Annotated in this window: 23 protein-coding genes and 1 riboswitch; of the genes, 6 read left to right on the plus strand and 17 right to left on the minus strand. The window is 47.8% G+C overall.

Features of this window, described 5'->3' with window-relative positions:
- Nucleotides 1-56: 56 nt before the first annotated feature.
- Entirely contained in the window at nt 57-1190 is a 1134-nt protein-coding gene (locus tag K6Q96_RS11845) for a ribosomal protein uL16 3-hydroxylase (RefSeq protein ID WP_251875954.1), read from the plus strand.
- A gap of 56 nt (nt 1191-1246) precedes the next feature.
- On the opposite strand, the gene K6Q96_RS11850 is transcribed toward K6Q96_RS11845, so the two are convergent.
- The 7 genes from K6Q96_RS11850 to K6Q96_RS11880 form a co-directional block, all read right to left on the minus strand.
- Nucleotides 1247-3367: a methyl-accepting chemotaxis protein gene (locus K6Q96_RS11850; RefSeq protein ID WP_251875955.1), complete on the minus strand. Its 2121-nt coding sequence runs from the start codon at nt 3365-3367 to the stop codon at nt 1247-1249.
- 112 nt (nt 3368-3479) lie between these two features.
- The gene (oppF, locus tag K6Q96_RS11855; RefSeq protein WP_251875956.1) at nt 3480-4475 is read right to left on the minus strand and encodes a murein tripeptide/oligopeptide ABC transporter ATP binding protein OppF; all 996 of its coding nucleotides are present in this window, start codon (nt 4473-4475) and stop codon (nt 3480-3482) included.
- Nucleotides 4475-5440 carry an ABC transporter ATP-binding protein gene (locus tag K6Q96_RS11860; protein ID WP_251875957.1) on the minus strand — a complete coding sequence of 322 codons (966 nt, stop codon included), beginning with the start codon at nt 5438-5440 and terminating at the stop codon, nt 4475-4477. Before K6Q96_RS11860 ends, oppF begins: the two co-directional genes overlap by 1 nt.
- Nucleotides 5441-5449: 9 nt before the next feature.
- Nucleotides 5450-6361, minus strand: coding sequence for an oligopeptide ABC transporter permease OppC (gene oppC, locus K6Q96_RS11865; protein WP_251879638.1), 912 nt, complete (start codon nt 6359-6361; stop codon nt 5450-5452).
- A gap of 13 nt (nt 6362-6374) precedes the next feature.
- A complete protein-coding gene (oppB, locus tag K6Q96_RS11870; RefSeq protein WP_251875958.1) occupies nt 6375-7298 on the minus strand; it encodes an oligopeptide ABC transporter permease OppB in 924 nt (307 codons plus the stop codon).
- Nucleotides 7299-7370: 72 nt separating this feature from the next.
- Nucleotides 7371-9011, minus strand: coding sequence for an ABC transporter substrate-binding protein (locus tag K6Q96_RS11875; RefSeq protein WP_251875959.1), 1641 nt, complete (start codon nt 9009-9011; stop codon nt 7371-7373).
- Between the two features lie 629 nt (nt 9012-9640).
- Nucleotides 9641-9799 carry a hypothetical protein gene (locus K6Q96_RS11880; RefSeq protein WP_251875960.1) on the minus strand — a complete coding sequence of 53 codons (159 nt, stop codon included), beginning with the start codon at nt 9797-9799 and terminating at the stop codon, nt 9641-9643.
- Between the two features lie 795 nt (nt 9800-10594).
- Here K6Q96_RS11880 and K6Q96_RS11885 point away from each other — a divergent pair.
- A complete protein-coding gene (locus K6Q96_RS11885) occupies nt 10595-13111 on the plus strand; it encodes a glycosyl hydrolase family 18 protein (protein WP_251875961.1) in 2517 nt (838 codons plus the stop codon).
- 242 nt (nt 13112-13353) lie between these two features.
- Here K6Q96_RS11885 and moaE read toward each other — a convergent pair whose 3' ends face one another.
- The 5 genes from moaE to moaA form a co-directional block, all read right to left on the minus strand.
- Nucleotides 13354-13794, minus strand: a complete 441-nt coding sequence (moaE, locus tag K6Q96_RS11890) for a molybdopterin synthase catalytic subunit MoaE (protein WP_062660834.1) — start codon at nt 13792-13794, stop codon at nt 13354-13356.
- 3 nt (nt 13795-13797) lie between these two features.
- On the minus strand, nt 13798-14043 hold the full coding sequence (gene moaD, locus K6Q96_RS11895; RefSeq protein ID WP_002541946.1) for a molybdopterin synthase sulfur carrier subunit: 246 nt from the start codon (nt 14041-14043) through the stop codon (nt 13798-13800).
- Nucleotides 14040-14519 (minus strand): cyclic pyranopterin monophosphate synthase MoaC, encoded by a 480-nt coding sequence (gene moaC / locus K6Q96_RS11900; RefSeq protein ID WP_251875962.1) that lies wholly within the window; start codon nt 14517-14519, stop codon nt 14040-14042. The genes moaD and moaC overlap by 4 nt, the downstream gene beginning before the upstream one ends.
- 3 nt (nt 14520-14522) lie before the next feature.
- Complete coding sequence (gene moaB, locus K6Q96_RS11905) at nt 14523-15035, minus strand: molybdenum cofactor biosynthesis protein B (protein ID WP_251875964.1); 513 nt, start codon at nt 15033-15035, stop codon at nt 14523-14525.
- Between the two features lie 37 nt (nt 15036-15072).
- Entirely contained in the window at nt 15073-16059 is a 987-nt protein-coding gene (gene moaA / locus K6Q96_RS11910; protein ID WP_251875966.1) for a GTP 3',8-cyclase MoaA, read from the minus strand.
- A riboswitch (molybdenum cofactor riboswitch) is annotated at nt 16048-16183 on the minus strand. (Overlaps the previous gene by 12 nt.)
- A 489-nt stretch (nt 16184-16672) precedes the next feature.
- Here moaA and K6Q96_RS11915 point away from each other — a divergent pair.
- Together K6Q96_RS11915 and yvcK are read left to right on the plus strand one after the other, a co-directional pair.
- Nucleotides 16673-17242 (plus strand): LON peptidase substrate-binding domain-containing protein, encoded by a 570-nt coding sequence (locus K6Q96_RS11915; protein WP_251875968.1) that lies wholly within the window; start codon nt 16673-16675, stop codon nt 17240-17242.
- Nucleotides 17243-17404: 162 nt separating this feature from the next.
- Nucleotides 17405-18292, plus strand: a complete 888-nt coding sequence (gene yvcK, locus K6Q96_RS11920; protein ID WP_251875970.1) for a uridine diphosphate-N-acetylglucosamine-binding protein YvcK — start codon at nt 17405-17407, stop codon at nt 18290-18292.
- Here the strand turns inward: yvcK and K6Q96_RS11925 are convergent.
- From K6Q96_RS11925 to uvrB, 3 genes are all read right to left on the minus strand, one after another.
- Nucleotides 18254-18613: an Hpt domain-containing protein gene (locus K6Q96_RS11925; protein WP_062660829.1), complete on the minus strand. Its 360-nt coding sequence runs from the start codon at nt 18611-18613 to the stop codon at nt 18254-18256. The genes yvcK and K6Q96_RS11925 overlap by 39 nt on opposite strands.
- A gap of 3 nt (nt 18614-18616) precedes the next feature.
- Nucleotides 18617-20068, minus strand: a complete 1452-nt coding sequence (gene luxO / locus K6Q96_RS11930) for a quorum-sensing sigma-54 dependent transcriptional regulator LuxO (protein WP_251875972.1) — start codon at nt 20066-20068, stop codon at nt 18617-18619.
- Between the two features lie 305 nt (nt 20069-20373).
- Nucleotides 20374-22398 (minus strand): excinuclease ABC subunit UvrB, encoded by a 2025-nt coding sequence (gene uvrB / locus K6Q96_RS11935; RefSeq protein WP_251875974.1) that lies wholly within the window; start codon nt 22396-22398, stop codon nt 20374-20376.
- A 176-nt stretch (nt 22399-22574) separates the two neighbouring features.
- Here uvrB and K6Q96_RS11940 point away from each other — a divergent pair, with 176 nt between their 5' ends.
- Both K6Q96_RS11940 and K6Q96_RS11945 read left to right on the plus strand, forming a co-directional pair.
- Complete coding sequence (locus K6Q96_RS11940) at nt 22575-23303, plus strand: SDR family NAD(P)-dependent oxidoreductase (RefSeq protein WP_353621786.1); 729 nt, start codon at nt 22575-22577, stop codon at nt 23301-23303.
- A gap of 2 nt (nt 23304-23305) precedes the next feature.
- Entirely contained in the window at nt 23306-24151 is an 846-nt protein-coding gene (locus tag K6Q96_RS11945) for an amidohydrolase family protein (protein WP_251875978.1), read from the plus strand.
- Nucleotides 24152-24217: 66 nt separating this feature from the next.
- Here the strand turns inward: K6Q96_RS11945 and K6Q96_RS11950 are convergent, their stop codons facing one another.
- Both K6Q96_RS11950 and K6Q96_RS11955 read right to left on the minus strand, forming a co-directional pair.
- On the minus strand, nt 24218-25393 hold the full coding sequence (locus tag K6Q96_RS11950) for a mandelate racemase/muconate lactonizing enzyme family protein (RefSeq protein WP_002541964.1): 1176 nt from the start codon (nt 25391-25393) through the stop codon (nt 24218-24220).
- 33 nt (nt 25394-25426) lie between these two features.
- Nucleotides 25427-26194 carry a class II aldolase/adducin family protein gene (locus K6Q96_RS11955; protein ID WP_251875980.1) on the minus strand — a complete coding sequence of 256 codons (768 nt, stop codon included), beginning with the start codon at nt 26192-26194 and terminating at the stop codon, nt 25427-25429.
- Between the last annotated feature and the right edge of the window lie 519 nt (nt 26195-26713).

A 26713-nucleotide genomic window follows, 5' to 3' on the forward strand; every position in this document is an offset into this window, starting at 1 on the left:
ATTCAGGTTGTTTGGGTATATACTCTCCCCCAATCCCAAGAAACAGCAATCCCACTATGTATCAGTTAAATTTTGATCTGAACGATTTCCTTACCCGCTTCTGGCACAAAGAGCCTGTTGTGATTAAAAACGGTTTCATCGATTTTGAAGACCCTATCAGCCCGGATGAAGTGGCGGGTCTGGCGATGGAAGAAGAAATCGATTCCCGTTTTGTGTCCAACCTGGATGGTAACTGGGAAGTTCAACATGGGCCATTTGAGAGCTTTGAAAGCTTCCCAGACACGCACTCCCAGCTGATCGTGCAGGCAGCCAACCATTGGCACCCGGGACCGCGTGCGTTATCCGAACCTTTCCGTGGTCTGCCGAACTGGCTGTTCGATGATGTGATGGTTTGCTTGTCCATGCCGGAAGGCGGCGTGGGTCCGCACATTGACCAATATGACGTGTTTATCTGCCAGGGCATGGGTAAGCGTCGCTGGCGTGTCGGTGATAAAGGTGAATACAAAGATGCCAATCACCATACTGGCCTACGTCAAATTGAAGGCTTCGAGCCGATTATCGACGAGATCCTTGAGCCAGGCGACATCCTTTATGTTCCGCCGGGCTGCCCGCACGAAGGTAAAACTATTGAAGTGTCACTCAGCTATTCAGTAGGCTATCGCTCGCCGAAGAAACAAGAGCTTCTTAACGGCTTTGCAGATTTCGTGCTAACCAACGAATTGGGTGATAAGCACTTCTACGATCCGAATATTCAAACCCGTGATGACCACGGCATGATCCCAACAGCAGAATACAACGCGCTGAACGACATGCTGATGAAGCTGATCAACGATGAAGACGCAAAAGCGCGATGGATGGGTGAGCAACTCAGCCAGTCTCGCCATGAGCTAGACATTATGCCAGCGGATCCACCATGGCAATCTGATGAGCTTCAACAGTTTATGGAAGACGGTTTATATCTGGAAAAAGTGTCTGGTCTTAAAGCGCTTTACCACGAAAATAACCCTTCACTGGTTTTCATCAACGGTGAAACCATTGAACTGCCAGAAGGTTGTGAAGCGGCAGCGAAAGTCTTCTGCGACATGGAATACTTCTCGGGCGAAGATTTGGGGGCAATTGCTAACAACCCTGCCCTTTTGGCACTGTTGCTTGATTTTTGCAATCAGGGATTGTGGTATCCGCAAGCCTAATGCGCTGAAATAATGAAAGAAAAAAGCCTTCCGTTTGGAAGGCTTTTTCGTGTTTATTAAACCACAAACTGTTGCACAACCTGTCGTTGCTGCTCCGAAAGCGAAGCAAGCCTTTGCCCGATATCTGCAGACTGCTCTGCATGGCTAAGAATTGCTTCACTCTGCTCACGGATATTGGATACGTTCCGGTTCACTTCAGTGGCAACTGTTCGCTGTTCTTCCGCAGCGCGGGCGATCTGTTCATTCATGTTCTCAATCGCCACAACAGCGTCCGCAATAGTGCTGAGACTATCTGCCGCTTTCTCAAACTTTTGAGTTGTATCAACCGCTAACTTATTGCCCTCATTAATAGCATTAACAACGGACTCGGTGCCTTTGCCCACTTGCTCGATGACAGTACGAATTTGACCAACAGAATCAGAGGTACGAAGCGCAAGTTGCCTCACTTCTTCAGCAACAACAGCAAAACCTTTCCCTTGATCTCCCGCTCTGGCGGCCTCAATCGCAGCATTCAATGCCAGTAAGTTTGTTTGATCTGACACACCTTCTATGACACTAAGTATCTGGTTGATATCGGTATTGCTTTTCTCTAGATTTTCCACAATGGGAATAGCGTCAGAAAGTCTGGAGGCAAGTTCTTGCATTGACAAAGAGGAAGCATCGATTTCACCTCTTCCTTCTGAGGCAGCAGACGTTGCAAACTGTGTGGCACTCAATGCACTTTCCGTATGATTGGCAACCTCTGAGGCGGTATGACTCATTTGTTCCGCAGCGGTGGCAACCATATCAACTTCCCTGAATTGGTGCTGACTTCCATCCCGGGTGTTGCCAGCAACACTAGCAGCGCCGTGTGCAGTATTATCGATTTCTTCAACAGACTCGACGACATCTTTAATCGCCCGCTGCAACTTATCTAGAAAACGGTTGAACCAGATGGATAACTCACCAATCTCATCTTCTCGGGTTACAGGGATTCTCTGAGTCAAGTCCCCCTCTCCACTCGCAATGTCTTTGAGTTTGGCGACAACAAACTGCAGCGGTTTGACAATTTGACCTGCGGCAAAATAGACAATAACTAGACCAAACCCAATCACCAAAGCACTAACCAGCCATTGAATGTTTCTGGCTTCGAGGTGTTGTTCGGATATTGTCGACGCTAGTTTATATGCACCATCAAGAACAGAATCTGCAGGTAATTCAACATAGACACCCCACGGCTGAGCTCCCGTCGTTAAAGGTGTAAATACTCTTAACTTGCTTCCATCACGTGTCCAGCTAGTTTGAGGGTCTCCCTGCTCAAGCCAAGTCTTGACGTCTTTCGGAAGCACCCTTTGTGCAATAAGGTCATCACCGACTTCCGCACCAATTGCGTCACCTGTGATTAACTTGCCATCAGAAGAGATGAGATATAGATTCCCCACGCCATTGAACATAGCTTGGTCGGCTTGAGAAATAATGTTGATTAACCTATCAAGACTTACGTTGACACCCATAACGCCAACAACTTCATCTTCTACTTTAAGAGGGACAATGATGGTTGTCGTTAATGCGCTACCTCCATCAGCATATGGGGTAATTACACACAGTGACTGAGCGCTCTTAGCACAGCTATACCAATCAAAGCGTTGCTCTCCAAACAAGGCCTCACGGCCAGCAATAACTTCTTCTGACAATACCGCCTGACTCTGCTCGGTTACGTCACCAGACCAATAAGAGGCAAACCTTCCCAGCTCATTGGCCCCTGCATAGTCTGCACCATGATAATTACTGTCTTCACCATCTAATTGGTCTGGTTCAAATACCGCAAAGGCGCCGGTGATCTTCGGAAAGTTTTCAACAGAACGTCTAAGGAGCTCACCGACAGAGTTCCTCAGCTCCGAACTGTTTGTATAGTTTTCTTCGGCATTGTGTTTTAAGAACAACACACTCTGGGCCAACATTTGAGCGCGATATGATGCTTCGTCAATAAAAGCTTTCGCAGCGGCTGCCTGGATCAAAGCATCGGACATCACTTGATGTTCGCTGCTTTGTTTAAGGGATTTTAAGGATAGCTGGCTTACAGTCTGTTGGCTTTTACCATTGAAGTAGCCAGAGATACTTAGCAAACCGACCGCCGAGACCAACAGGCAACACCCTGCAATGAAGGTAACTTTCCATTTAATTGAGAGCTTTGTCATACGTACTTCCTTTACGTAATCTTTTTTAGTTTTATGGGACTACAAGTTTCAAAGTGTTTAGTGGATGAATAATAAAAAAGCGCGGAATTCCGCGCTTTTTTTAGGGATTTATTTACAGGTGTACCTGCAAGCAAGAGACAGAGTGCAAATCCGTTCCTGCAAGCCTTGGTTTCGTCTGCGCACAAGCGTCTGTCGCTTGAGGGCAACGGGTACGGAATACACAACCCGAAGGCGGGTTCATCGGCGAAGGCAGCTCACCTTCCAACAGCTGAATTTCCTTGTTCCGCTCTTTAATAGGATCCGGCACCGGAACCGCAGACATCAGGGCTTTGGTATACGGGTGCCGCGGGTTGTCGAACAGCGCATTACCCTCAGCCAGTTCCACGGCGTTACCGAGATACATCACCAGAACGCGATCAGAAATGTGCTTCACTACTGAAAGGTCGTGCGCGATAAAAATTAGGCTTAGGCCCATTTCTTTTTGCAGCTCTTTCAGCAAATTCACTACCTGAGCCTGAATCGACACGTCCAGTGCAGAAACCGGCTCGTCACAGATCACCAGCTTTGGTTTCAGGATAAGCGCGCGGGCAATACCGATACGCTGACACTGACCACCCGAGAACTCGTGCGGGTAACGGTTAATCACGTTAGGCAACAAGCCGACACGGGTCATCATTGCCTGCACCTGCTGTTTCACTTCGTCCTTAGACAGTTCTGGATAGAAGGTTTTCAGTGGCTCAGCGATGATATCACCCACAGTCATACGTGGGTTTAGGGATGCCAGTGGGTCCTGAAAAATCATCTGGATTTCTTTGCGCTTCTCACGCAGGTCGTTCCCTTCCAGCTTGGTCAAGTCCTGACCTAGCCAGACAACCTGACCTTCGGTTGCCTGCACCAAGCCAATCACAGCGCGGGCAAAGGTGGATTTACCACAGCCTGATTCGCCCACGACACCTAAGGTTTCACCCTCATAGAGCTTGATGTCTACGCCATCAACGGCTTTCAATGCCGTTGGCTTTGCCCAAGGCCATACTGACTTGGACGCGATATTGAAGTGCACTTTCAGGTCTTCAATATCCAGTAGCAGTTTTTTATCCATTGCACCCATTACCAAGCCTCCTGATCAGAAAAACATGCGCGCAAACGTCCGTCAGCAAAAGGCGTCAGGATAGGAGATTCGCTCTTACAGCGGTCACCAACGCGATGGCAGCGGTCCTGATACGGACAGCCCGGTGGCAGTTTCAGAAGGTTTGGCGGGTTGCCCGGAATCGTCGGTAGAATTTCACCTTCCGTATCCAGACGTGGAATCGCCTTCAATAGCCCTTCTGTGTATGGGTGGCTTGGCTTGTAAAAAATCTCATCGACTTTGCCATATTCCATGGTACGACCCGCGTACATGACCAGCACTTTGTCGCAAGAGCCGGCGACGACGCCGAGGTCGTGGGTGATCATGATGATGGCGGTGTTGAACTCAGATTTAAGCTCGGTAAGCAGCTCCATGATCTGCGCCTGTACGGTCACATCAAGGGCTGTGGTTGGTTCATCAGCAATCAGCAGTTTTGGTCGGCACAGTAGCGCCATCGCAATCATCACACGCTGGCGCATACCGCCCGAGAATTCATGCGGGTACATGGTAATACGCTTACGCGCTTCTGGAATTTTCACCGCTTCCAACATGCGAACAGACTCTTCGAATGCTTCCGCTTTTCCCATGCCTTTGTGCAGCATGAGTACTTCCATCAGCTGATCGCTGACTTTCATAAACGGATTCAAAGAAGTCATTGGATCCTGGAAAATCATCGCGATTTGTTCCGCGCGGATTTTGTTCAGTTCCTTCTCCGGAAGGTTCAGGATCTCATTACCTTCAAACTTTGCGCTGCCAGAAACAACGCCATTTTTCGCCAGCAAACCCATGATAGAGAACACGGTCTGGCTTTTACCTGAACCCGACTCACCTACGATACCCAGCGTTTCACCACGGTCGAGTGAGAAGTTCAGATCGTTAACTGCGGTCACAGACCCATCCTGGGTTTTAAACTCTACGCGCAGATCTTTTACATCTAACAGGCTCATACTTCCTCCTTATCGATCCTTCGGATCCAGCGCGTCACGCAAACCATCACCCACATAGTTAAAGCAAAGCAGTGTGGTGACCATAAACAGCGTTGGGAAAGCCAACTGCCAGATAGCCAGTTCCATGGTTTGGGAACCTTCCTGTAGCAGCGCGCCCCAGCTGGTCATTGGCTCTTGAACACCCAGGCCCAAGAAGCTCAGGAATGACTCAATCAGAATCATGGTTGGGATAAGCAGGGTTGAGTATACTGCAACGATACCCAGCACGTTCGGTACGATATGACGGAGGATAATATTCTTAGTGCTAACACCACATACGTGTGCCGCTTCAATAAATTCCTTGTTACGCAAGCTGAGAGTCTGGCCACGTACGATGCGAGCCATATCCAGCCAGGCAATAGCACCGATAGCCACGAAAATCAGGAAAATGTTACGACCAAAGAAGGTCACAAGTACGATAACCAGGAACATAAACGGAATCGCATTCAGAATTTCCAGGATACGCATCATCACGCGGTCAGTACGACCACCAATATAGCCGGACGTTGCGCCGTAAATGGTACCAATCACAACAGCTACTAGAGCGCCCATCAGGCCTACCATCAAAGAGATCTGGCCACCAACCAAGGTACGCACATAGATGTCACGACCCAGCGCATCGGTACCAAAAATGTGGCCTTCTTCGCCGAAAGACGGCGCAGCGTGCATTGCATACCAATCGGTATCGTCGAAAGTGTAAGCCGCAAACATTGGGCCAATCAATACCCATGCCGTGATACACATCAGGATGAACAGACTGGTCATTGCAGCTTTGTTACGCATGAATCGGATACGCGCATCTTGCCAAAGGCTTCGACCCTCTACTTCCAGCTTCGCCGAGAAATTTTCGATAGCTTCGTTATTTTCTTCTCTTTTTAAAATCATGATTCAAACCTCAATAACGAATCTTCGGATCCAGCCACGCCAGAAGAATATCGACGATAGCGTTGAAGATAATAAACAGCGCACCAATCAGGATGGTGACCCCCAAAACCAGCGAGTAATCACGGTTGAACGCTGCGTTAACGAACAGTTTTCCGATCCCCGGCAGACCAAAGATGGTTTCGATAACCACCGAACCAGTGATGATGCCCACGAACGCAGGCCCCATGTAAGAGACCACTGGCAGTAGCGCTGGACGCAGAGCGTGTTTGATAACGATGTATCTCATGCTTAGGCCTTTCGCTTTCGCGGTTCGGATAAAGTTACTGTTTAAGGTTTCAATCATGCTGCCACGAGTAATACGGGCAAACGTTGCGATATACAGGAACGACATGGCGACAATCGGCAGAATCATGTACTGGATTGCACCGCCATTCCAACCACCAGCAGGGAACCATCCAAGACCGATGGAAAAGATATAGATCAGTACTGGGGCAAGAACGAAAGACGGCAACACAACCCCAAACATCGACGTGGACATGATGAGATAGTCCACCCAACTGTTTTGCCGCAATGCAGCGATGGTGCCGATAGTGACCCCGATGATGACGGTCACAATGAATGCATAGAAACCTACTTTTGCAGAAACAGGCAGTGCAGAGGCGATCAGTTCGTTGACGGTATAGTCTTTGTATTTAAAGGAAGGACCGAAGTCACCGCGCAGTACCACGTTGCCAAGATAGGTGGTGTATTGCTCAAATAACGGCTTATCCAGTCCGTATTTGGCATTAATGTTTTGCATTACCTCTTGAGGCAAAGTTTTTTCCGAAGAAAAGGGATTTCCGGGCGCGAAACGCATTAAAAAGAAGGAAATCGTAATCAATACCAAAAGTGTTGGTATCGCTTCCAGTGTACGAGTCAAAATCAATCTAAACATAAAGCATCCTACTTATGTTCGAAAAAACATGCGCCTGTAGCTTGGCCACAGACGCATGGAGTAGCGCTATTATTATTCTGCGATGATAAACATATCTTTCGAGTAGATATTGTCTTGCGGGTTCTGGTCTGGGTAGCCACCTACCTGCGTTCCAACCAAGCGAGGTTGCACGTATTGGTAAATCGGTGCGATTGGCATATCTTGAGCCAGCTGCGCTTCAGCAATAGCGTAGTATCCATTACGCTCAGCTTCATCTTTCGCCACACGGATAGCATCGCTCATCGCTTTATCAAATACTTCACTTGAGTATTTCTGGTCGTTTGAACCGTTCTCAGTCATCGCGATAACCAGGAAAGTAGACGCTTCGTTGTAATCCGCGCACCAACCTGCACGACGAACATCAAAGTTGCCTTGCTTGCTGCTATCCAGGTACGTTTTCCACTCTTGGTTTTCAAGCGTTACGTTAACAAAGTTACCCAGAGATTTTTTCCACATAGACTGAATCGCTACTGCAATTTTCTTGTGGTTTTCGCTGGTGTTATACAGAAGCGTGAAATCCAACGGGTTACCTGAACCGAAGCCTGCATCTGCCAGCAGCTTCTGAGCCTCGGCGATACGCTCTTTCTGCGTCATCTTCGCGTACTCAGGTGCTTCAGGAGCAAAACCAGTAATACCGCTATGAGTCAAAGCGTAAGCAGGTTTCTGGCCTTGACCAAGAATCGCTTTAGTGATGATGTCACGGTCGATGGTGTACGACAGTGCCTTACGGACACGTACATCATCAAAAGGTGGCTTCTGGGTATTGAAGCCGTAGTAATAAGTACACAGGCTTGGAGAAACGACTACGTTGTCTGGGTACTGCTTCGCCAGACGACGGAACTGCTCGTTAGGCACTTCATATGTGATATCGATTTCGCCAGACAGGAAGCGGTTCATTTCAGCATTCTGGTTTTCGATTGGCAGGAAAGTCACCTGATCAAGAACAGTGTCTTTGTTGTCCCAGTAGTTTTCGTTGCGCTCAAGAACGATCTTCTCGTTCACCACCCAGTCAGACAGAACAAATGCACCGTTGCCCACGAAGTTACCAGGCTTAGTCCAAGAATCACCGTGTTTCTCAACCGTACCCTTGTGAACCGGGTACATAGTGGTATGAGCCATCATCTTAACGAAGTAAGGCAAAGGAACATCAGTTTCGATTACCAGGGTTTGGTCATCAATCGCTTTAACACCCAGCTCTTCAATCGATTTTTTCCCGGCGATAATGTCCTTCGCGCCTTTCATCTGGGTTTTTTCGATGTACCAAGCGTAAGGAGACGCGGTGTTTGGATCAACGACACGCTTAAAGCTGTATTCGAAATCATGCGCCGTAATTGGGTCACCATTGGACCACTTCGCGTCTTTACGGATTTTGAAAGTGAACGTCTTGTTGTCTTCAGTGCTCCATGACTCAGCAACACCTGGGATGGTGTTACCAACGGCATCCTGAATGACCAGACCTTCCATCAGGTCACGCAATACATGAGACTCAGGCACACCTTCTACTTTGTGTGGGTCAAGAGACGCCACTTCAGTACCGTTACCACGAACGAGCTCTTGCTTAGGTGACAGTTTCACACCGGCAGGTACATCGGCTGCAGTCGCAGTGAAAGAGGTGGCGGCTACTGCCATACCAGCGCTAAGCAACAGCGCCTGAGTGATTTTGTTCTTATACATGCAGATACTCCATTTTATCCTTCAGTTGCATCCATGACACTCTCCGCGACCATAAAACGGGAAGCGAATTAAGCTGCTTACCGCCACAAAATATAGGTGCTTTACGGAGAATTGTTTGGAACATTACCAAGCATCAAAGCAATTTGCCACAAAAACGACAAAAAAAGTCACATATATCTAACATAGCGAACATTATCAGCATCTATCACTATTTCATTGCACTGCATTGAACATATGCTTCACCTTCAGATGCAATCAAAGTGAAATATTGTAGATATCGCCTAAAAAGCATATTTTTTAAGCATTAAAGTCTGGTGTTATCGGTATCTTTTACAACAAAAATCGTTAATACCAGCCGTTTAAAAAACAATCAAAAGCGTATTCATTCACTAACCATGAATAGAATTCACCCACCTCAAACCAACAAAAGATAACACCTAGCCTGGTAACTCACTGAAAAAAATCAATAATCCATTAATTTTACAATTCGTTAAACTATTTTCACCGCATAACATAAGTGGTCAGTGGATAAATATTGGTCAATGTTGCGACCAAATATGTCGCACATTCGCGAAGGCAATAAAAAAGCCAGTTGGAATCAACTGGCCTATAAATGGAAATGAGCGGTTTTACTTTTGCTGATCTTGCGTTTGAAGAGGATCTTGGTCCGTACTTTTCTGCTCTTTGCCCTCAACAAGGGTTCCTGTGTTGCTCTCATTGATGTCGTCTGGCAGAACCTCTTGCAGCATCTGCCTCATCTTTTTATTGCTAATACGTCTATGTCCCATTGTGATCCTCCTGATTGATTCATTCCACCATGGCACACTCAACTGCGGTGCACATTCGCTGGTTGATCAACACAGCTTTGTGTTATTTACCAGCAATAAAAGTGTAGCAAAGCCTACCCACTCACCCGCTCCACATTTGAAACAATGAGATAGCGAGCACGTAGGCGTCTAAAAACACTACAAATTATGATGTTTTAATAACGTACGGTAATAAAAAAATTGCTGGTTAGAATTTATTCGTTCTAATTAAAGATGTGACACAGATTAAATTGTGAAAGTCTTAAATATTGCGCACTATGTCTCTGTACCGATGTAATGAAAGTTTGTTTTATCGGCACTGAGGTGCAACAACCAGAATCAATCAACAATTAAACAAAGAGACGATCACGAAAATGAGACCTGCCGGTTCCCAATCCAGACCTCTGTGCTCTCGCGTCCGACATGGCTTTATCCCTTCTGCCAAAAAGCAGGCAAACGAAGAAAAAGCAAAAGGCACCCGTTGATACACAGTTCATTATTTAAATGAATAACCTCTCTACCGAGAGGTTATTTTTTTTCTGCAAACTTAATTCGTCAAGACGATAAAGTGTGCGATTTTTGTGATGACCTGTTCAAAAACCACCCGCAATGTAACGAGCTCGTTACTTTTTTCTCTTCTACACCTCTAATTCCTTACCCTCTGATTTTGCTTTAAATCCGTTTCTTACCAAGTATCAGGACAGAGTCAGCGTAGATTGGCTCATATTCACGCGATGAACAGATAATTCTCGCTATAAATTTTCGAGGGATATTAAGATGAACAAACGGGCTTTTCTAAAGGGGCTACTCGCAGCCTCTATCGCCAGCGCTACCGCCGCGCCAGCCATGGCGGCACCTGGTGCCCCAATCATTTCATGGATGGAAACCAACTTCGCCATCATTGAGGTGAACGATGCTGCCAGCGCATACAAAGATTTGGTGACGGTGAAACCTTACGCGGAAGTTCCAGTCACTTGGGACCGTTGGTCTGGTGAGCCAGGAGATACTTGGCGCGTATTGCTTAACGGTGAAGTCGCCCATGAGGCAAGCGTGGCTCCTGCAGCCAGCCAGAAAGAATCAACGATTCTTCAGGTTGCTAAAGGCGGCAAATACGACATGGTCGTGGAGCTTTGTAGTGGCACAGGTGCAGATCAAGCGTGTACCAAGAGTGATCCAAAACAAATCCTGGTAGCGGACACTGACGGTAGTCACCTTGATCCATTGCCAATGAATGTTGACCCTAACAACGGCAACTACACTACACCAGCTAACACTGTCATGGGCGCATACTTTGTTGAGTGGGGCGTTTACGGTCGCAAATTCCCTGTAGACAAGATTCCAGCGCAAAATCTTACCCACATTATTTATGGTTTCGTGCCAATTTGTGGCAATAACCCATCTCTTGATGATGGTCCTCTGGCCGCTCTGAACCGTGCGTGTGCCGGTTTGCCTGATTACGAAGTTGTCATTCACGATCCATGGGCGGCGGTTCAAATGCCTCACCCACAATCAGGTCAAAGCCACTCTTCCTCTTATAAAGGTACTTACGGCCAGATCATGGCGCTTAAACAGCGTTACCCTGACCTGAAAATCCTTCCTTCTATCGGCGGCTGGACGCTGTCTGACCCATTCTATGAGTTTGGCGATAAAGCCAAGCGTGACAAGTTTGTCGCTTCTGTGAAGAAATTCCTGCAAACCTGGAAGTTCTATGACGGTGTTGATATCGACTGGGAATACCCAGGTGGCTCAGGCGCAAACCCTAACCTCGGCGACCCAGCGAAAGATGGCGACACTTACGCAATCCTGATGCAAGAACTGCGCGCAATGCTGGATGACCTTTCTGCTGAAACTGGTCGCACGTACGAACTGACTTCTGCAGTTGGTGTAGGCTACGACAAGATTCGAGACGTTAACTATGTAGATGCTGTTCCTTACATGGATTACATCTTCGCCATGACTTACGACTACTACGGTGGTTGGAACAACGTTGTGGGTCACCAAGCAGCATTGGACTGTGGCAGCCACATGTCTGCTGACGAGTGTGCAGGTAAAGGTGTTGATGCAGATGGTAAACCACGTAAAGGCCCTGCATACACAACGAAAAACGGCGTAAACCTACTGCTTGAAAAAGGTGTTCCACCTGAGAAACTGGTTATTGGCGCAGCTATGTACGGCCGTGGTTGGACAGGTGTAACTGAAGCCAGCATGTCAGATCCAACTAACCCAATGACGGGTGTAGGTAACGGTAAAATTGCGGGTTCTTGGGAAGCAGGCGTTATCGATTACAAAGATATCGTGACTGACTACGAGAATAAAGCAGGTGTTGTTCTGGGCTATGACGAACAAGCTGAAGCACCATGGGCTTGGGATCCATCAAACGGTGACCTTGTCACATACGACAACAAACGCTCTGTTATGGCTAAAGGTGCCTACGTTCGTCAAAACAACTTCGCTGGTCTGTTTGCTTGGGAAATCGATGCAGACAACGGTGATATTCTGAACGCAATGCAAGAGTCGCTTGCGGGTGACCCAGTTGACCCTGTTAACAAAGCACCTGTAGCCAATGCTGGCGCTGATGTTACCGTTAACGCAGCAGATGCTGTAACACTTGATGGCTCAGCGTCGAAAGATACTGACGGACAAGTTGTTTCATACAGCTGGAAGCAAACCTCAGGTCCTTCAGTTGCATTGACTGATGCAAGCACTGCAACCGCATCTGCTGATATTCCAGCAGTCACTGCAGATACCCAGTTCGTGTTCTCACTGACAGTGACCGACAATAAAGGCGCAACTGCGACCGATACTGTTGTGGTAACTGCGAAAGCAAAAGTTATTGATCCAGTCAACGAAGCACCTGTAGCCGCGCTGACGGCACCAGCTAATGCTAATGCAGGTGATGTTGTTCTGGTCGATGCCAGCGGTTCAAGCGACGCAAACAATGATGCACTTACCTATACTTGGGATGTTCCAGCGGGTGTAACTGCAACACAAAACGGCGCTTCACTGACTTTCACTGCTGGTAGCTACTCAGTGGATACAACACTGACCTTCTCTGTGACAGTATCAGATGGCAAGCTGACCGACTCTGCAACCGTATCGGTTGTCGTAGCGAAAGATGAACCTGTAGTGACTTGTCCTAACGCTTGGGCTGAAGGTACTGTTTACAACTCAGGTGACGTTGTGACTCATAAAGGTGTTGAGTACTCTGCCAAGTGGTGGACCACCAACGAAGAACCTGGCACAACTGGTCAATGGGGTGTTTGGAAAGAACTGGGCGCAGCAAGCTGCCAGTAATCTAAACCTCTACCAACTAGAACGACAAAGGGATGCAGATGCATCCCTTTCTTTGTTTCGGTGAAACCTGAAAGAAATACCAATCACAGTAGATAGGTGATCAGAAATAGCGCAGGGAATTGCTCGAGAACAAGGCGGAAAATTTCGATAAGTAGTTATTCTACAATCAAATTTTTCAACGCAATTATCGAGCATTTAAACAAGCTAGGATGAGCAGATATTTACTACGATTGGTATAATAATTACCAGCGCTTTGCTGCGTCCTCATCACTGTCACGCGCTTCAATCCAACGCTCTTGGTCGGTAAGACGCTCTTTCTTCCAGAATGGCGCTTTGGTTTTCAGGTAGTCCATCACAAACTCACAAGCTTCAAACGCAGCGCCACGGTGCGCACTGGATACCCCCACAAAAACAATTTGGTCGCCGATATCTAATGCACCTACACGATGGATAACGCGAACATGTGTCAGCGGCCATCTTGACTGCGCTTGCTCTACAATCTCAGCCAGAGACTTTTCCGTCATGCCTGGGTAATGCTCTAAGGTCAGACCCGTGACATTGTCGCCAAGATTCATGTCGCGAACTTTACCGATAAAGGTCACGATAGCGCCATCGCCAGCATGATCATTCAATCGCTGATATTCTTCTGCGACGGAGAAATCCTGCTCTTGTACCGAGATCATTTATCAGCCTCCGGTCACCGGTGGGAAAAAGGCAACCTCGTCACCTGCTTTCACTGGCGATGACAACTCAGAAATGGTCTGGTTGATTGCTACCAGAAGCTTACCCTGCTCAAGAGCAAGAGCCCATTTGTCGCCTTTTGCGGCAAGATGCGTGCGGATTTCTTCCGCTGACTGGAATTCACCTTCCAGTGTCAGTGATGCCGTACCGACAAGCTCTTTAACTTGCGCAAAAAAGAGTACCTGAATCATCCTTCCACCTTAAAGTGTCCTGATTTGCCGCCTGTTTTTTCCAGCAGACGAACCTGACTGATAACCATGTCTTTCTGGACAGCCTTACACATGTCGTAGATTGTCAGTGCTGCCACTGAAGCAGCCGTTAACGCTTCCATCTCCACACCTGTCTTGCCTGACAGTTTGCAAACTGACTCAATACGCACCTGTAATGTTTCTGGCAACGCTTCCAGCGAAACTTCGACCTTCGATAGCATCAATGGATGACATAGCGGAATCAAATCCCAAGTACGCTTTGCCGCTTGAATACCCGCAATGCGCGCTGTCGCAAAGACATCACCCTTGTGGTGTTTGCCTGAAACAATCAACTCCAGTGTTTCGGCGGCCATAGTAACTAATGCTTCCGCGCGTGCTTCACGAACTGTCTCCGCTTTACCGGAAACATCCACCATGTTTGCCTCGCCTGAGGCGTTAATATGTGTAAAGCCGCTCATGTTTTATTTACCCAAATGCGGCATGAAGTTACATGGGCGATGGCTAGCATCCAGCTGCTGTTTGACAATGCCATTCCAGCCAGTCCGACATGCACCTGTTGAGCCAGGCATTGCAAAGATAACCGTGTGGTTTGCAAAACCTGCAATCGCACGAGACTGAATAGTTGAGGTGCCAATTTCTTGATAAGAAATTGCGCGGAATAGCTCTCCAAAACCTTCTACCTCTTTGTCAAAAAGCGGTTTCAGGGCCTCTGGCGTGCTGTCACGGGAAGTAAACCCAGTACCACCAGTAATCAAAACTGCTTGCACGTTTTCATCAGCAATCCACTGCGAAACAATCGCGCGGAGTTGGTATACATCGTCAATCACGATTTTCTTATCCGCGAGTTGGTGACCCGCTTCTTGCAACGCATCAACCAAAAACTTGCCCGAAGTATCATTTTCTTCCGTGCGAGTATCAGAGACAGTCAGGACTGCAATTTTTGCAGGCGAAAATTCAGTAACAGCGTGACCCATGAAATTTGAACCTCAATGATTGATATCTGGAACGGCGTTATCCGCCGATAGAAGCCAGGTGCGGCGTCATACCCGTGTGCCCCTGGTCTAGAAAATGACTTTGCTTTTTATTTGCCAGCGCACCTTGAATGCGTGCGATAAGCGATTCTTCCTGTGAGTCATCCTGAAGTAAATCGCGAAGCTCAACGCCATAGTCACCGAAAAGGCACATGTGGAGCTTGCCCACTGCAGAAACGCGCAGACGATTGCAGGAATCACAGAAATCTTTTTTGTATGGCATGATAAGCCCGATTTCCCCCGCATAATCAGAGTGACAGAACACCTCTGCTGGTCCATCACTTTGGCTTCGCACCTTCATGATCCAACCGTTGGCGATCAAATGATTTCGGATAGACACACCCGACAAATGGTGATTTTTAAACAGGGAGTTCATCTCACCCGTTTGCATCAGCTCAATAAAGCGCAGTTGGATAGGTTTGTCTTTAATCCAGTTAAGGAAAGCGGGCAACTCGCCACTGTTGAGATCTTTCAACAAAACAGCGTTAACTTTGACCTGTTCATACCCTGCGTCGAAAGCAGCGTCAATACCACGCATCACCTGGTGAAATTTGTTCTCGCCAGTGATCTGGTGAAACATTCTTGGGTCAAGGCTATCCACACTCACGTTAATATTGGTGAGGCCAGCATCACGCCATTGCTGGGCATGTTTCTCGAGACGGTAACCATTTGTGGTCATCGCGACCTTCTCAATACCTTCTTGCGCCGCAATCATAGCAACAATGTCAGTGAAATCTTTTCGAAGCGTCGGTTCGCCACCGGTGATACGGACTTTAGAAGTACCACAGTCAGCAAATGCATCCACCACGCGATGAAGCTCATCCAACGTCAGGAAGCTTGAGTTTTTTTGCGTAGGCTTGTAACCGTCCGGCAAGCAATACGTGCAACGGAAGTTACAGACATCAGTAATAGACAACCTCAAGTAGTAAAACTTGCGGTTGAAGGAATCTTCAAATTGAACAGCCACGAAACACCTTTCCAAAAACGGGAGACGGCCACATTTCTACGACCGCCCTGGTGACTCAGGGTCACGGCCTAACACGCATATTCTGGCGAACTTAGCGGGATAGGCTTCGGAGTTACCTGCGTCCGGTATTGTCACTTGTGACAATAGGACCGGAGCTTTAAGCGTAATCTAGCAAAATTTATCTTTTACTAACAAGAAATGTCCCTCACTTTCGTGCAGATTTGCCAATGCCTTAACTTTTTACTCACTGTCTCAAAACACGAACAGATCTGTGACGAAACCTTCAAGCACAATTTTCTCACAACCGACGTGTGCAAGTTCTAATTGGACATGGAAAAGGAATTTTCAACCAATCCGTCGTTTCCGATCCATACTCAAAACTGGCAAAACGTGGTCTCGCATTGCATTTTGAGAGGTTTCAAATCGCAAATTCAAATTGCATTTTGCAACTTCAAAAATGAAATGTCTGCAAAATCAGTCATGTAGTGTCTGGGCATTGAATTTGCACTGTCGATTGTACGACACGGGTATCTAAGTAGTTCCGATATTTAATACATATAAAAAAAGGCGGCTCAGGGAAGAAGTGCTAAGCCGTCAGCAAAACCGGGAGCTTATGATGACAATTACTTTGCCAATCCTATTCAACAATCGTCACATCCTTCCTTCGGGACGTTTGCCATTGCGCGTAACCCCTGGAGAGCAGTTAAACACCGTGAAGTATGCCATGCGAAACGGTTTGGACCTTGGCGTTTGTATGGATGAAACCAGCCCTATCGGTGCTGGGATTGGAACAAGAGTTAAAATTGAAGACTTCAGTCTGGCGCCGGAAAGCGGTGCTTTAACTATCACAGTTTGTGGTCACGAAAGCTTTGTGATCGACAGCATTAAGGAAAATGATGTCGGTGTTGTTGAAGCAGTATGCCAGACACTTCCAGCTTGGCCAGAGCGTGCGGTAAGTAACGATGCTCAACCTTTGGCCGAAAGGCTTCTTATTATGTTCGAGCGTTATCCAGAACTGAGCTCGTTGCACAAAAAGCCAAACTTCGATGACCTAAGCTGGCTTTGCCAGCGCTGGTTGGAGCTTCTGCCAATTCCGGCGAGTGAGAAACAAGTTCTGATGGCAGCACATACCTGCAGTGACACTGCCGAGTATTTGCTTAGCTTGATGAAGGAGCCTCACTGATTTCGCCTCAAATTTATCCAACAAAGACCAGCGTACGCTGGTCTTTTTTTGTCCGCTGCGTGATCAAAAACCTAAAATAAAGTGAGAATTTGCGAGAAACCGCATTCTTTTATGACACATGCCTTATGATTGGCAATAGAAATCGAATAAAAACGAAGCGCGATGAAAGAACCAAAACAAAAAATCGTAGCCATTGGAGGCGGGCATGGTTTGGGACGTGTCCTGTCAGCTTTGCGCGAGCATGGCGATCTTGTCACAGGTGTTGTGACAACTACTGACAACGGTGGCTCAACAGGCCGTATTCGAGCGTGCCAGGGAGGTATTGCCTGGGGCGACACAAGAAACTGTATTAATCAGTTGATCACTGAGCCTTCTATCGGTTCGATGATTTTCGAATATCGTTTCAAAGGCAACGGCGAACTTGATGGCCATAACCTTGGCAACTTGATGCTCACGGCGCTGGATAACTTATCCATTCGCCCTTTGGAAGCAATCAACCTCATCAGGGATATGCTCAAAGTATCAACACATATCGTACCAATGTCTGAGCACCCTGCCGATCTTGCTGCCCAAACAACAACCGGTGAAGTGATTGCTGGCGAAACCGACGTGGATGAATTACCCGAGCCTCCTGCGCGTCTGATGCTAGAACCTGTAGTGCCTGCGACTAAAGAAGCTGTTATGGCTATTCACGAAGCCAAATTGGTAGTACTAGGCCCTGGAAGCTTTTTGACCAGCGTAATGCCACCGTTGCTGTTGCCTGAAGTCAACCGGGCACTCAAGCAGACGGACGCAAAAGTCATATTCATACGAAATCTTGGCAAAGAGCATGGTCCTGCCGGGCAAATGTCGTTGAAAACGATGTTGAACTGGTGCGAACGCTCGATGGGTGGACGTCGGATTGACGTGGTATTGGGGCCGGATATTGACGAAGAACTTGGCGATGATTACCAGCAAGTGGTGACAGATTTAGCATCTGCCAACCACCAGTGGCGTCATGATAGGGACAAATTATCCCAGGCGGTCGAGCAGATCTTGCTGACCTGCTAACGCTTTATATTGCACTGCGGTGCCCTGCAACATCGTCGTCAAACGAGGCAGTTGGTCTTGAACCCATGATTCCTGACCTTGTTTTACACGAGATTCACACTCACGCGCCAGCTCTGCCAGTTCGTCTGCGCCGAAGCTGGCTGCGCTACTTTTAATTGCATGGCTGATCTCTCGTACTTGCATTGCGCTCGGTGCTTCTGAAAGTTGATCAGAATATCGGCTTAGTTCGTCACTAAATACCACAAGCAGAGATGACACTGTATCTTCACCTACTTCAACTGCCAGCCGTCGCAACGTCTCATGATTCACTGTCGACGCCATAATTTAGTTCCTTTTTTCTTGTGATTCTTGCCAACTTTGCAGCTTGCGATAAATAGTTGATGGGCTCACTTCTAACAGGCCTGCCGCCTGAGGGATGTTTCCATCACATGCATCAATTGCAATTTGTATCGCTCGCTTTTCTACCAACCACAAGGGTTCAATATCGGCTTTCGTCACCGCCCCTTGATTCAACAACGCTGATGCGACTGACAAATCGTCGTCGCGCGAAGGAGCAATTGCTGTTTGCGTAGTTGCTCTAACGGGAGTAGATGCAATTTTGACACCAGAAACTGTATTTAATGGCGGAGGCAGCATTTGTTCTGTGACTTCTCGCGCATTGTGTAGCACAACAATGTTGCGGATCACATTCTGTAATTGCCTCACATTCCCTGGCCATTCGTAGCTTAACAAGCGGCCAGTAACTTCTGCGTTGAAGGTCCGAAAATCTTTTCCTTCCTCCATAGCAAACATAAGCAGCAGGGACTGAGCAATCTCGACGACATCCTCACCACGCTCGCGCAGCGGCGGAAGCGTCAAAGGGATGACATGCAGGCGATAGTAAAGATCTTCGCGGAAGTTGCCTTTCATCACCTCTTCCCAAGGATCACGGTTCGTCGCACAAACAAACCGCACATCGACTTGTTTTACTTTGGAAGACCCCACTTTCTGGAATGTGCCCGTTTGAATGAATCGCAGGAGTTTAGACTGTAGATCAAGATCCATTTCACAGATTTCATCCAGGAACAGCGTACCTCCATCAGCCATTTCTGCTGCGCCTTCTCGTTCGGACGCTGCGCCAGTAAAGGCGCCTTTCATGTGGCCAAATAGCTCACTCTCAATAAGATCTTTCGGGATAGCAGCACAGTTAATCGCGACAAACGGCTTTTTGGCGCGTGAGCTTGCGGCATGAACTGCTTCCGCACACACTTCTTTACCCGTGCCGCTTTCGCCAGTAATGAACACTGTCGCCTTACTAGGCGCAGCGGAGTCAATAACACGGTAAACAGCCTGCATTGGCACACTGTGCCCGATGAAGCCGTAATACGCTCCTTCAGGAGACTGGCCACCAATTTTACTTTTTGGTTTCAGCGCGTTATTGACAGTTACCCGTAACAAATCAGCTTCGCAAGGCTTAATCAGAAAGTCGCTTGCGCCGTAGCGCATTGCTTCCACAGCCGCATCAATTGAGCCATGCGCAGTCATGATCACAACGGGAATATCCGGGTGAAGTTCGCGAATTTCAGAAAGCACATCGAAACCGGAAATGTCAGGCAGTCGCAGATCCAAAAGGACCAACGCAAAATTACCTGAAGAAAAATGGTGAATCGCTTCCTGACCCGTACTTGCTATCTCAACCTCGACATCCAGTGGATTGAGATAAGACTTGTACAGTGCAGCCACAGAAGCGGTGTCTTCCACCATTAAGATGCGTTTTTTGGCGCCAGAATCTAGCATTGAACCCCCGCCATCGATCCCTCAATAAATCAATCTTTTTCTTAGAAAGTCAGTACCAATTATAACGCCGATTTTCGTCAACAAAGGAGAATCGGTGCGTTTTGCATTGCAATTTGCAAAAGAAATTGCAAATAAGGCAGTTCTAATTCTTTGGAATTGCTATGTCGTGCGTTAAAAATGTTGGCACACTTAATGCTTAATTTAAAGTGACCCTTCTGGGTCACCTAGCCAACTGACGTTGTTTGTGAGCACTTCGTTCACTGAAACAAGACAGCCAACCGACCTTCTTGCGGTTGGCTTTTTTTTTAGCTGTTCTGTATAAATAATGTCCGCAAATCAGCAATTTCATCACGTAGACCAGCGGCCGTTTCAAACTCCAGGTTTTGCGCAGCTTCGTACATTTGCGCTTCCAGTTTCTGGATTTGAGCTTCAATTTGTTGCGGTGACTTGGCCACATAAGCGGCATCTTCTTCTGCCACCGCCTTAAGCGATGAAGACACTTTTGGCTTCTGCGGCCGACGTTTGCCGCCTAATTCCATTACATCAGCAATCTTCTTATTGAGCTTCTGAGGAACAATTCCATGTTCTTCGTTATGGGCCTGCTGTTTCGCACGGCGACGCTCTGTCTCTTCTATTGCACGCTGCATAGAACCTGTAATGCTGTCCCCATACAGAATCGCCTTACCAGCAAGGTTACGCGCTGCACGACCGATAGTCTGAATAAGAGACCGGTCTGAGCGCAGGAAACCTTCCTTATCTGCATCCAGAATAGCCACGAGTGACACCTCTGGCATGTCGAGGCCTTCTCGCAGCAAGTTGATCCCCACAAGGACGTCAAACTCACCCAGTCTCAAATCCCGGATGATCTCCACACGTTCAACGGTATCGATGTCTGAGTGCAGGTAACGAACACGCACGTCGTGCTCTTCCAGATATTCTGTCAGGTCCTCTGCCATACGTTTGGTCAGTGTAGTCACCAACACGCGCTCGTCTTTCTGCGTACGGAGACGAATTTCAGAAAGCAGATCGTCCACTTGAGTCGCTACTGGGCGCACTTCTATTTCTGGGTCTAGAAGACCCGTTGGCCGCACTACCTGATCAGCGATTTCACCATCTGATTTCTCGAGTTCGTATTTACCCGGCGTTGCAGACACATAGACGGTTTGCGGTGCCAGCGCTTCGAACTCGTCAAACTTGAGCGGACGGTTATCCAGAGCAGAAGGTAATCGGAAGCCATACTCCACCAGCGTTTCTTTGCGCGAGCGGTCACCTTTGTACATCGCGCCTATCTGCGGCACAGTAACGTGCGATTCGTCGATGATGAGAAGACCATCAGCAGGCAGGTAGTCAAACAAGGTTGGTGGTGGCTCACCTTCGGTTCGGCCACTCAAGTAGCGTGAGTAGTTCTCAATCCCTGAGCAATAACCCAGCTCTTGCATCATTTCAAGGTCAAACAGGGTGCGCTGGGAAATACGTTGCTCTTCAATCAGCTTATTGTTTTCCAGCAAGACTTTTTTTCGGTCAGCCAGTTCAACTTTGATGTGCTCAATGGCGTCCAGAATTTTCTCACGCGGCGTCACATAGTGGGTTTTCGGATAAATCGTCGCCCGAGGCAGATTACGTTCAGAAATAGAGCCGGTCAGCGGGTCAAAAACGCTGATGCATTCCACTTCGTCGTCAAATAGCTCAATACGGATAGCATCGCGATCAGATTCCGCGGGGAAAATATCAATCACTTCACCGCGCACGCGGAAGGTACCACGACTAAAAGCCTGATCGTTTCGGGTATATTGAAGCTCAGCAAGCCGTCGCAGAATCATGCGCTGCTCTATCATGTCCCCACGGCGCAGGTGCAACATCATCTTGAGATAGGAATCAGGATCACCCAGACCGTAAATTGCAGAGACGGAAGCGACAATCACCACATCGCGGCGTTCCATCAGCGCTTTGGTTGCGGAAAGACGCATTTGCTCAACGTGTTCGTTGATAGACGCATCTTTTTCAATAAAGGTGTCGGAAGCAGGCACATACGCTTCTGGTTGGTAGTAGTCGTAATAAGAAACGAAATACTCCACCGCATTTTCTGGAAAGAACTCTCTCATCTCACCATACAACTGCGCTGCCAGCGTTTTGTTGGGCGCCAATATCATGGTTGGGCGTCCAGCCTCGGCAATCACATTGGCCATGGTGTAGGTCTTCCCCGACCCCGTCACACCCAACAACGTTTGATGTGCAAGACCAGAATCCAGCCCATCCAACAATTGGTTGATGGCGGTAGGCTGGTCACCTGCCGGTTTAAATGGCGATTGCAGTTTAAAAGTCTTGCCCATCTTGCTTCCGTGACTCAATCATCAAACCACTCATTTTGCGCGCTTAGTCCCCTAAGTCAACTGACAAGATACTGACAAGGCTCGGAGTTGTTGACACATTCGGTTTCCACACCGAAGATCTCTTCCATACTAAAGAGGTCGGCACAGTCCACCAACATGAATATTTGAGGAAAATGATGAAAAAAGTAGCGGTAGTAACCGGTGGCTCAGCAGGGATCGGCCTCGCGGTCGTCGATGGATTTATTGCAGAGGGATACACCGTTTACTCGCTGGATATTCATCAAGGCCCTCGCGGAAACTGGGTGAATTGCAATGTGACCGACTCAGCTGCTGTCGATGCTGCTGTTGATGAGGTCATTGCAAACGATGGTCAGATTGACGCTTTGGTGTGTAACGCCGGTATCCATTTCAGCTCAAACATTGAAAACACCAGTGAAGAAGATTTCGATCGTGTCATGAGTATCAATGTCAAAGGCGCTTACTACGCGATTCGCGCTTGCCTGCCAACCATGAAAGCGGCGAAATCTGGTAGCATCGTGCTGCTTGGTTCAGACCAATGCACCGTCGCTAAGGGCAATTCCTTTGCTTATAACCTGAGTAAGCACGCGATTGCGTCGATGGCAAAAACCACTGCGCTCGATTATGCCCAGTTCAACATCCGCGCCAACGCCGTATGTGCGGGCACCACAGAGACACCGCTGTATCATAAAGCGGTTGATGCCTACTGCGAGCGTTCGGGGGCAGATAAAGAAGTCGTCCATAAAGAAGAAGGCAATTTGCAGCCACTGGGACGCATCGCTCAGCCGGAGGAAGTGGCCAACATGGTCGTTTTCTTAGCTAGCGAAAAAGCCAGTTTTATCACTGGCAGCCTTCATGCTGTTGATGGCGGCTACACGGCACAGTAACCATGAAGTTTATCGATCCTCACCTGCATTTATTTGATCGCCAGAAAGGTAAATACGGTTGGCTGCAAACTGGCAATCCCCCTTTCTGGCAGGAAAAAGCCGTTATACAAAGGGACTTTTCTGAATCAGACTTGCAGGTTTCTGCACCCGCAGAACTCGTTGGTTTTGTGCATGTCGAAGCAGGATTCGATAACGAAGCCCCCTGGCGAGAAATCGAATGGCTCGAAAGCACCTGCCAATTACCATTCAGAAGCATTGCCTGTGCAGACCTGACCCTCTCTTCCGAAGTGTTTAGTGAGCAGGTGACGCGCTTGAAAACGCTGAGCTCTGTGGTGGGGGTTCGACATATTCTGGATGACGATGCGGTAACCTTGCTAAGCAATCAGCAGGTAAAACGGAATCTCGCACATCTAGAAAAAGAAGGGGTGATCTTCGAAGCACAATTTGATGCCAACGACGACAGAGCTGTAGCTGCATTTCTCGATGTCATTGGTCACTTACCTTCTCTCCATGTTGTCCTTAACCACGCTGGTTTTCCACCACCAGCAAACTCTGCGGGCTGGAAGGAGAATATTGAGAAGCTTTCTGGTTTGAATAACCTTTGGGTGAAGGCATCAGGTTGGGAAATGGCGGACAGACACTTTCCGGTTAATGCCATTGCACAAACCATCGAAACTTTAATTGCCGCATTTGGACATGACCGAGTCATGCTGGCGAGCAATTTCCCTCTGACACTGTTTAGAACGTCTTACACAGAGCTTTGGCAAGACTATCTCTCACTCGACTTTCCTAGGGAAGATTTCCAGAAGGTCATGTACCAAAACGCCTCCACTTTTTATCGCTTTTAGGCTGAAAGACAGAGAAAAAACAACCCGCTCAAAGGCGGGTTGTTTCGTCAGTATCCCATCGAGCGATTACTTAATCTCAATACGTGGCGAACGCATGACCACTTCATCGTTCAACTCAATGCCGATACCCGGCTCTTCCGAGACCTCAAAAAAGCCATTCACCGGCTGAGGATCCTGAATACACAGTTCGCGGTTCCACGACTTAATCGCATATGTATGATGCTCGTGGATCAGGAAGTTAGGAATGGCGGTTTCCAGGTGCAAAGACGCTGCAGTGGCCACAGGGCCACCACAAACGTGCGCCTGAATGCGAACATCGAAGATATCCGCGTAATCACAGACTTTCTTTGTTTCCGTAAAGCCGCCACACAGGCCGATATCCGGCTGCAGCACGTCAACACTTTGGTCTTCAAGATACGGGCGCACACCCCAACGGTTATACAAACGCTCACCACCTGCAATTGGCACGTTCACGCGATCTGCCACTTTCTTATGCAGGGAATGGTTGAGGTAGTTCACTGGCTCTTCGTAATACATGCAGTCGAACTCTTCAGCGATCTCACCCAGCTGAATCGCCGTTGTTGCACCCGGCAAGCTGTGGCATTCAAAAATGATGTCCACTTCGTCACCTACCGCCTCACGAATGGCTTTCATACGTGCGCGATACAATTTCATTTCTGCACGGGAAATGATTTTGGTGCGCTCGTAGTACGTGTTGCCATCTTTGTCGTACATGATTGGGTCAACCTTGACAGCATCATAACCTTCAGCAATCGCTTTAAGCGCCGCTTCTGCATACTCTTCCGGCTGTGACAGTGCCTTGAACTCTTTGTCCCAGTCAAACTGAAGCTGAGAAGCATAGGTACGAAGCTTGTCATTTACCTTACCACCCAGCAGTTGGTAGACAGGAAGGCCAAGTGCCTTTCCTTTGATGTCCCAAAGCGCCGTGTCAATCGCACTCATCGCGGCATAGACAACAGGCCCACCGCCCAATCCCCAGAAACTCTCTCGCAGCATACGCGACCACAGCATTTCTGTCTGGAATGGGTCATGACCAATTAAGAATGCCTCGGCCATTTCTTTAATCATGTTTGCGGCTGCACTGTGCCCCAAATCGTAAGCAAGACCTGCCTCACCGACACCACTGATCCCTTCATCAGTGTGAATACGCACAAATACCGGGTTCCAAGGTGGCCTTTCCGGGCAATGAATATCGAAAACTTCGACTGACGTGACTTTCATCCATGTACTCCAAATCGTCTTATTATTTTGTCTTTATTCCATAAAGCTTGGGTCAAGGCGCCAAGCTTTCCGAAGAAGTGATGGCCAAGCAAGCTGTCCACCCGTTGCGCCAGAATGAACAACATTAGCCTGCGCAAAGATATTATCCTGGATAGGCTGAGGCACAGAAATTGCCTCTTTGCCTGCTGCCTGCAACATTAACTGAACTTCGCAAGCACGCTGCATATCGTAAAAACGCATGAAGGCGTCACCCACGGTTGGGCCTAACGTTAAGCCGCCATGGTTGACCAACAACATATGATTAGTACTACCAAGATCTTCCTGTAATCGCTTACGCTCATCTCCATTCACCGCAAGCCCTTCATAGCCGTGATAAGAAAGCGAAGGCAGTGAGAACATCGAATACTGGCTAAGCGGCAGTAAACCTTCTTTTTGACTCGCGACTGCAATGGTTTCATTGGTATGCAGATGGATCACACAGTGTGCATCCGAACGTGCTTCATGGATCGCACTGTGAATGGTGAAACCGGCAGGGTTAATCGTAAATGGGGTGTCATCGAGGATATTTCCATCCAAATCGACTTTTACCAGGTTCGACGCAGTGACCTCGTCAAACGCTACACCAAAAGCATTCACCAGATAAGTATCGGTATCAGGAATGCGTAGAGAGAGATGAGTATAGATAAGATCATCCCAGCCCATGTGAGCAACCAGGCGATAGCAAGCCGCTAGGTCGACTCGACGTTGCCATTCAATCTCACTAATTTTTCCTTTTAGGTCCAGCTTAGGTAGCGCTTCCACAATTTATTCCTTTTTTGCTCGTTCCCTGCCCTCTCAGCTTGTCTTATTTGTCTTCGACAGGCAAATAAGAGGCAAGATTGTGCGTACTTAAGAAGAAAATAAAGAACCTACTCAGTGTGTACAACTTAAAATTATCACTTTATCAAGATCAACTGGGCAAAATTCACTCAATCACTTTGTATTTAAAGTCTTTTACACCGCTCCGTTTAATTTTACTTCACTGAAGAATACTCAATTATGAGATCCTATGGGGATAAAGGTGTTGATTAACACACTTATCCACAGAATTTGTGGGTAACCCTCGCGAGCACAAACCAGAAACGTGTTCCAAAATGTCAAACCCTTTTTCCCATACTCACCAGCAAATCGACTAATCGCACACGAAAAGCAACAATGAGAGCTATATCACACTATCAATTTACTAGATCTTGTTTCCATCTTACGCATTTTAGCCAGCGGGCAGACACTTCTGACTCCAGTGCTGTTTAAGTTTTGTTCAATCTAAGTTAGGCCCTTTTC

Source organism: Grimontia kaedaensis, from assembly GCF_023746615.1.
GTDB lineage: Bacteria > Pseudomonadota > Gammaproteobacteria > Enterobacterales > Vibrionaceae > Enterovibrio > Enterovibrio kaedaensis.

Bases quoted from the DNA above. Each gene is read 5' to 3' on its own strand.
- K6Q96_RS11845 (WP_251875954.1), top strand. From the start codon at position 57: ATGTATCAGTTAAATTTTGATCTGAACGATTTCCTTACCCGCTTCTGG.
- K6Q96_RS11850 (WP_251875955.1), bottom strand. From the start codon at position 3,367: ATGACAAAGCTCTCAATTAAATGGAAAGTTACCTTCATTGCAGGGTGT.
- oppF (WP_251875956.1), bottom strand. From the start codon at position 4,475: ATGGGTGCAATGGATAAAAAACTGCTACTGGATATTGAAGACCTGAAA.
- K6Q96_RS11860 (WP_251875957.1), bottom strand. From the start codon at position 5,440: ATGAGCCTGTTAGATGTAAAAGATCTGCGCGTAGAGTTTAAAACCCAG.
- oppB (WP_251875958.1), bottom strand. From the start codon at position 7,298: ATGTTTAGATTGATTTTGACTCGTACACTGGAAGCGATACCAACACTT.
- K6Q96_RS11875 (WP_251875959.1), bottom strand. From the start codon at position 9,011: ATGTATAAGAACAAAATCACTCAGGCGCTGTTGCTTAGCGCTGGTATG.
- K6Q96_RS11880 (WP_251875960.1), bottom strand. From the start codon at position 9,799: ATGGGACATAGACGTATTAGCAATAAAAAGATGAGGCAGATGCTGCAA.
- K6Q96_RS11885 (WP_251875961.1), top strand. From the start codon at position 10,595: ATGAACAAACGGGCTTTTCTAAAGGGGCTACTCGCAGCCTCTATCGCC.
- moaE (WP_062660834.1), bottom strand. From the start codon at position 13,794: ATGATCTCGGTACAAGAGCAGGATTTCTCCGTCGCAGAAGAATATCAG.
- moaD (WP_002541946.1), bottom strand. From the start codon at position 14,043: ATGATTCAGGTACTCTTTTTTGCGCAAGTTAAAGAGCTTGTCGGTACG.
- moaC (WP_251875962.1), bottom strand. From the start codon at position 14,519: ATGAGCGGCTTTACACATATTAACGCCTCAGGCGAGGCAAACATGGTG.
- moaB (WP_251875964.1), bottom strand. From the start codon at position 15,035: ATGGGTCACGCTGTTACTGAATTTTCGCCTGCAAAAATTGCAGTCCTG.
- K6Q96_RS11915 (WP_251875968.1), top strand. From the start codon at position 16,673: ATGATGACAATTACTTTGCCAATCCTATTCAACAATCGTCACATCCTT.
- yvcK (WP_251875970.1), top strand. From the start codon at position 17,405: ATGAAAGAACCAAAACAAAAAATCGTAGCCATTGGAGGCGGGCATGGT.
- K6Q96_RS11925 (WP_062660829.1), bottom strand. From the start codon at position 18,613: ATGGCGTCGACAGTGAATCATGAGACGTTGCGACGGCTGGCAGTTGAA.
- luxO (WP_251875972.1), bottom strand. From the start codon at position 20,068: ATGCTAGATTCTGGCGCCAAAAAACGCATCTTAATGGTGGAAGACACC.
- uvrB (WP_251875974.1), bottom strand. From the start codon at position 22,398: ATGGGCAAGACTTTTAAACTGCAATCGCCATTTAAACCGGCAGGTGAC.
- K6Q96_RS11940 (WP_353621786.1), top strand. From the start codon at position 22,575: ATGAAAAAAGTAGCGGTAGTAACCGGTGGCTCAGCAGGGATCGGCCTC.
- K6Q96_RS11945 (WP_251875978.1), top strand. From the start codon at position 23,306: ATGAAGTTTATCGATCCTCACCTGCATTTATTTGATCGCCAGAAAGGT.
- K6Q96_RS11950 (WP_002541964.1), bottom strand. From the start codon at position 25,393: ATGAAAGTCACGTCAGTCGAAGTTTTCGATATTCATTGCCCGGAAAGG.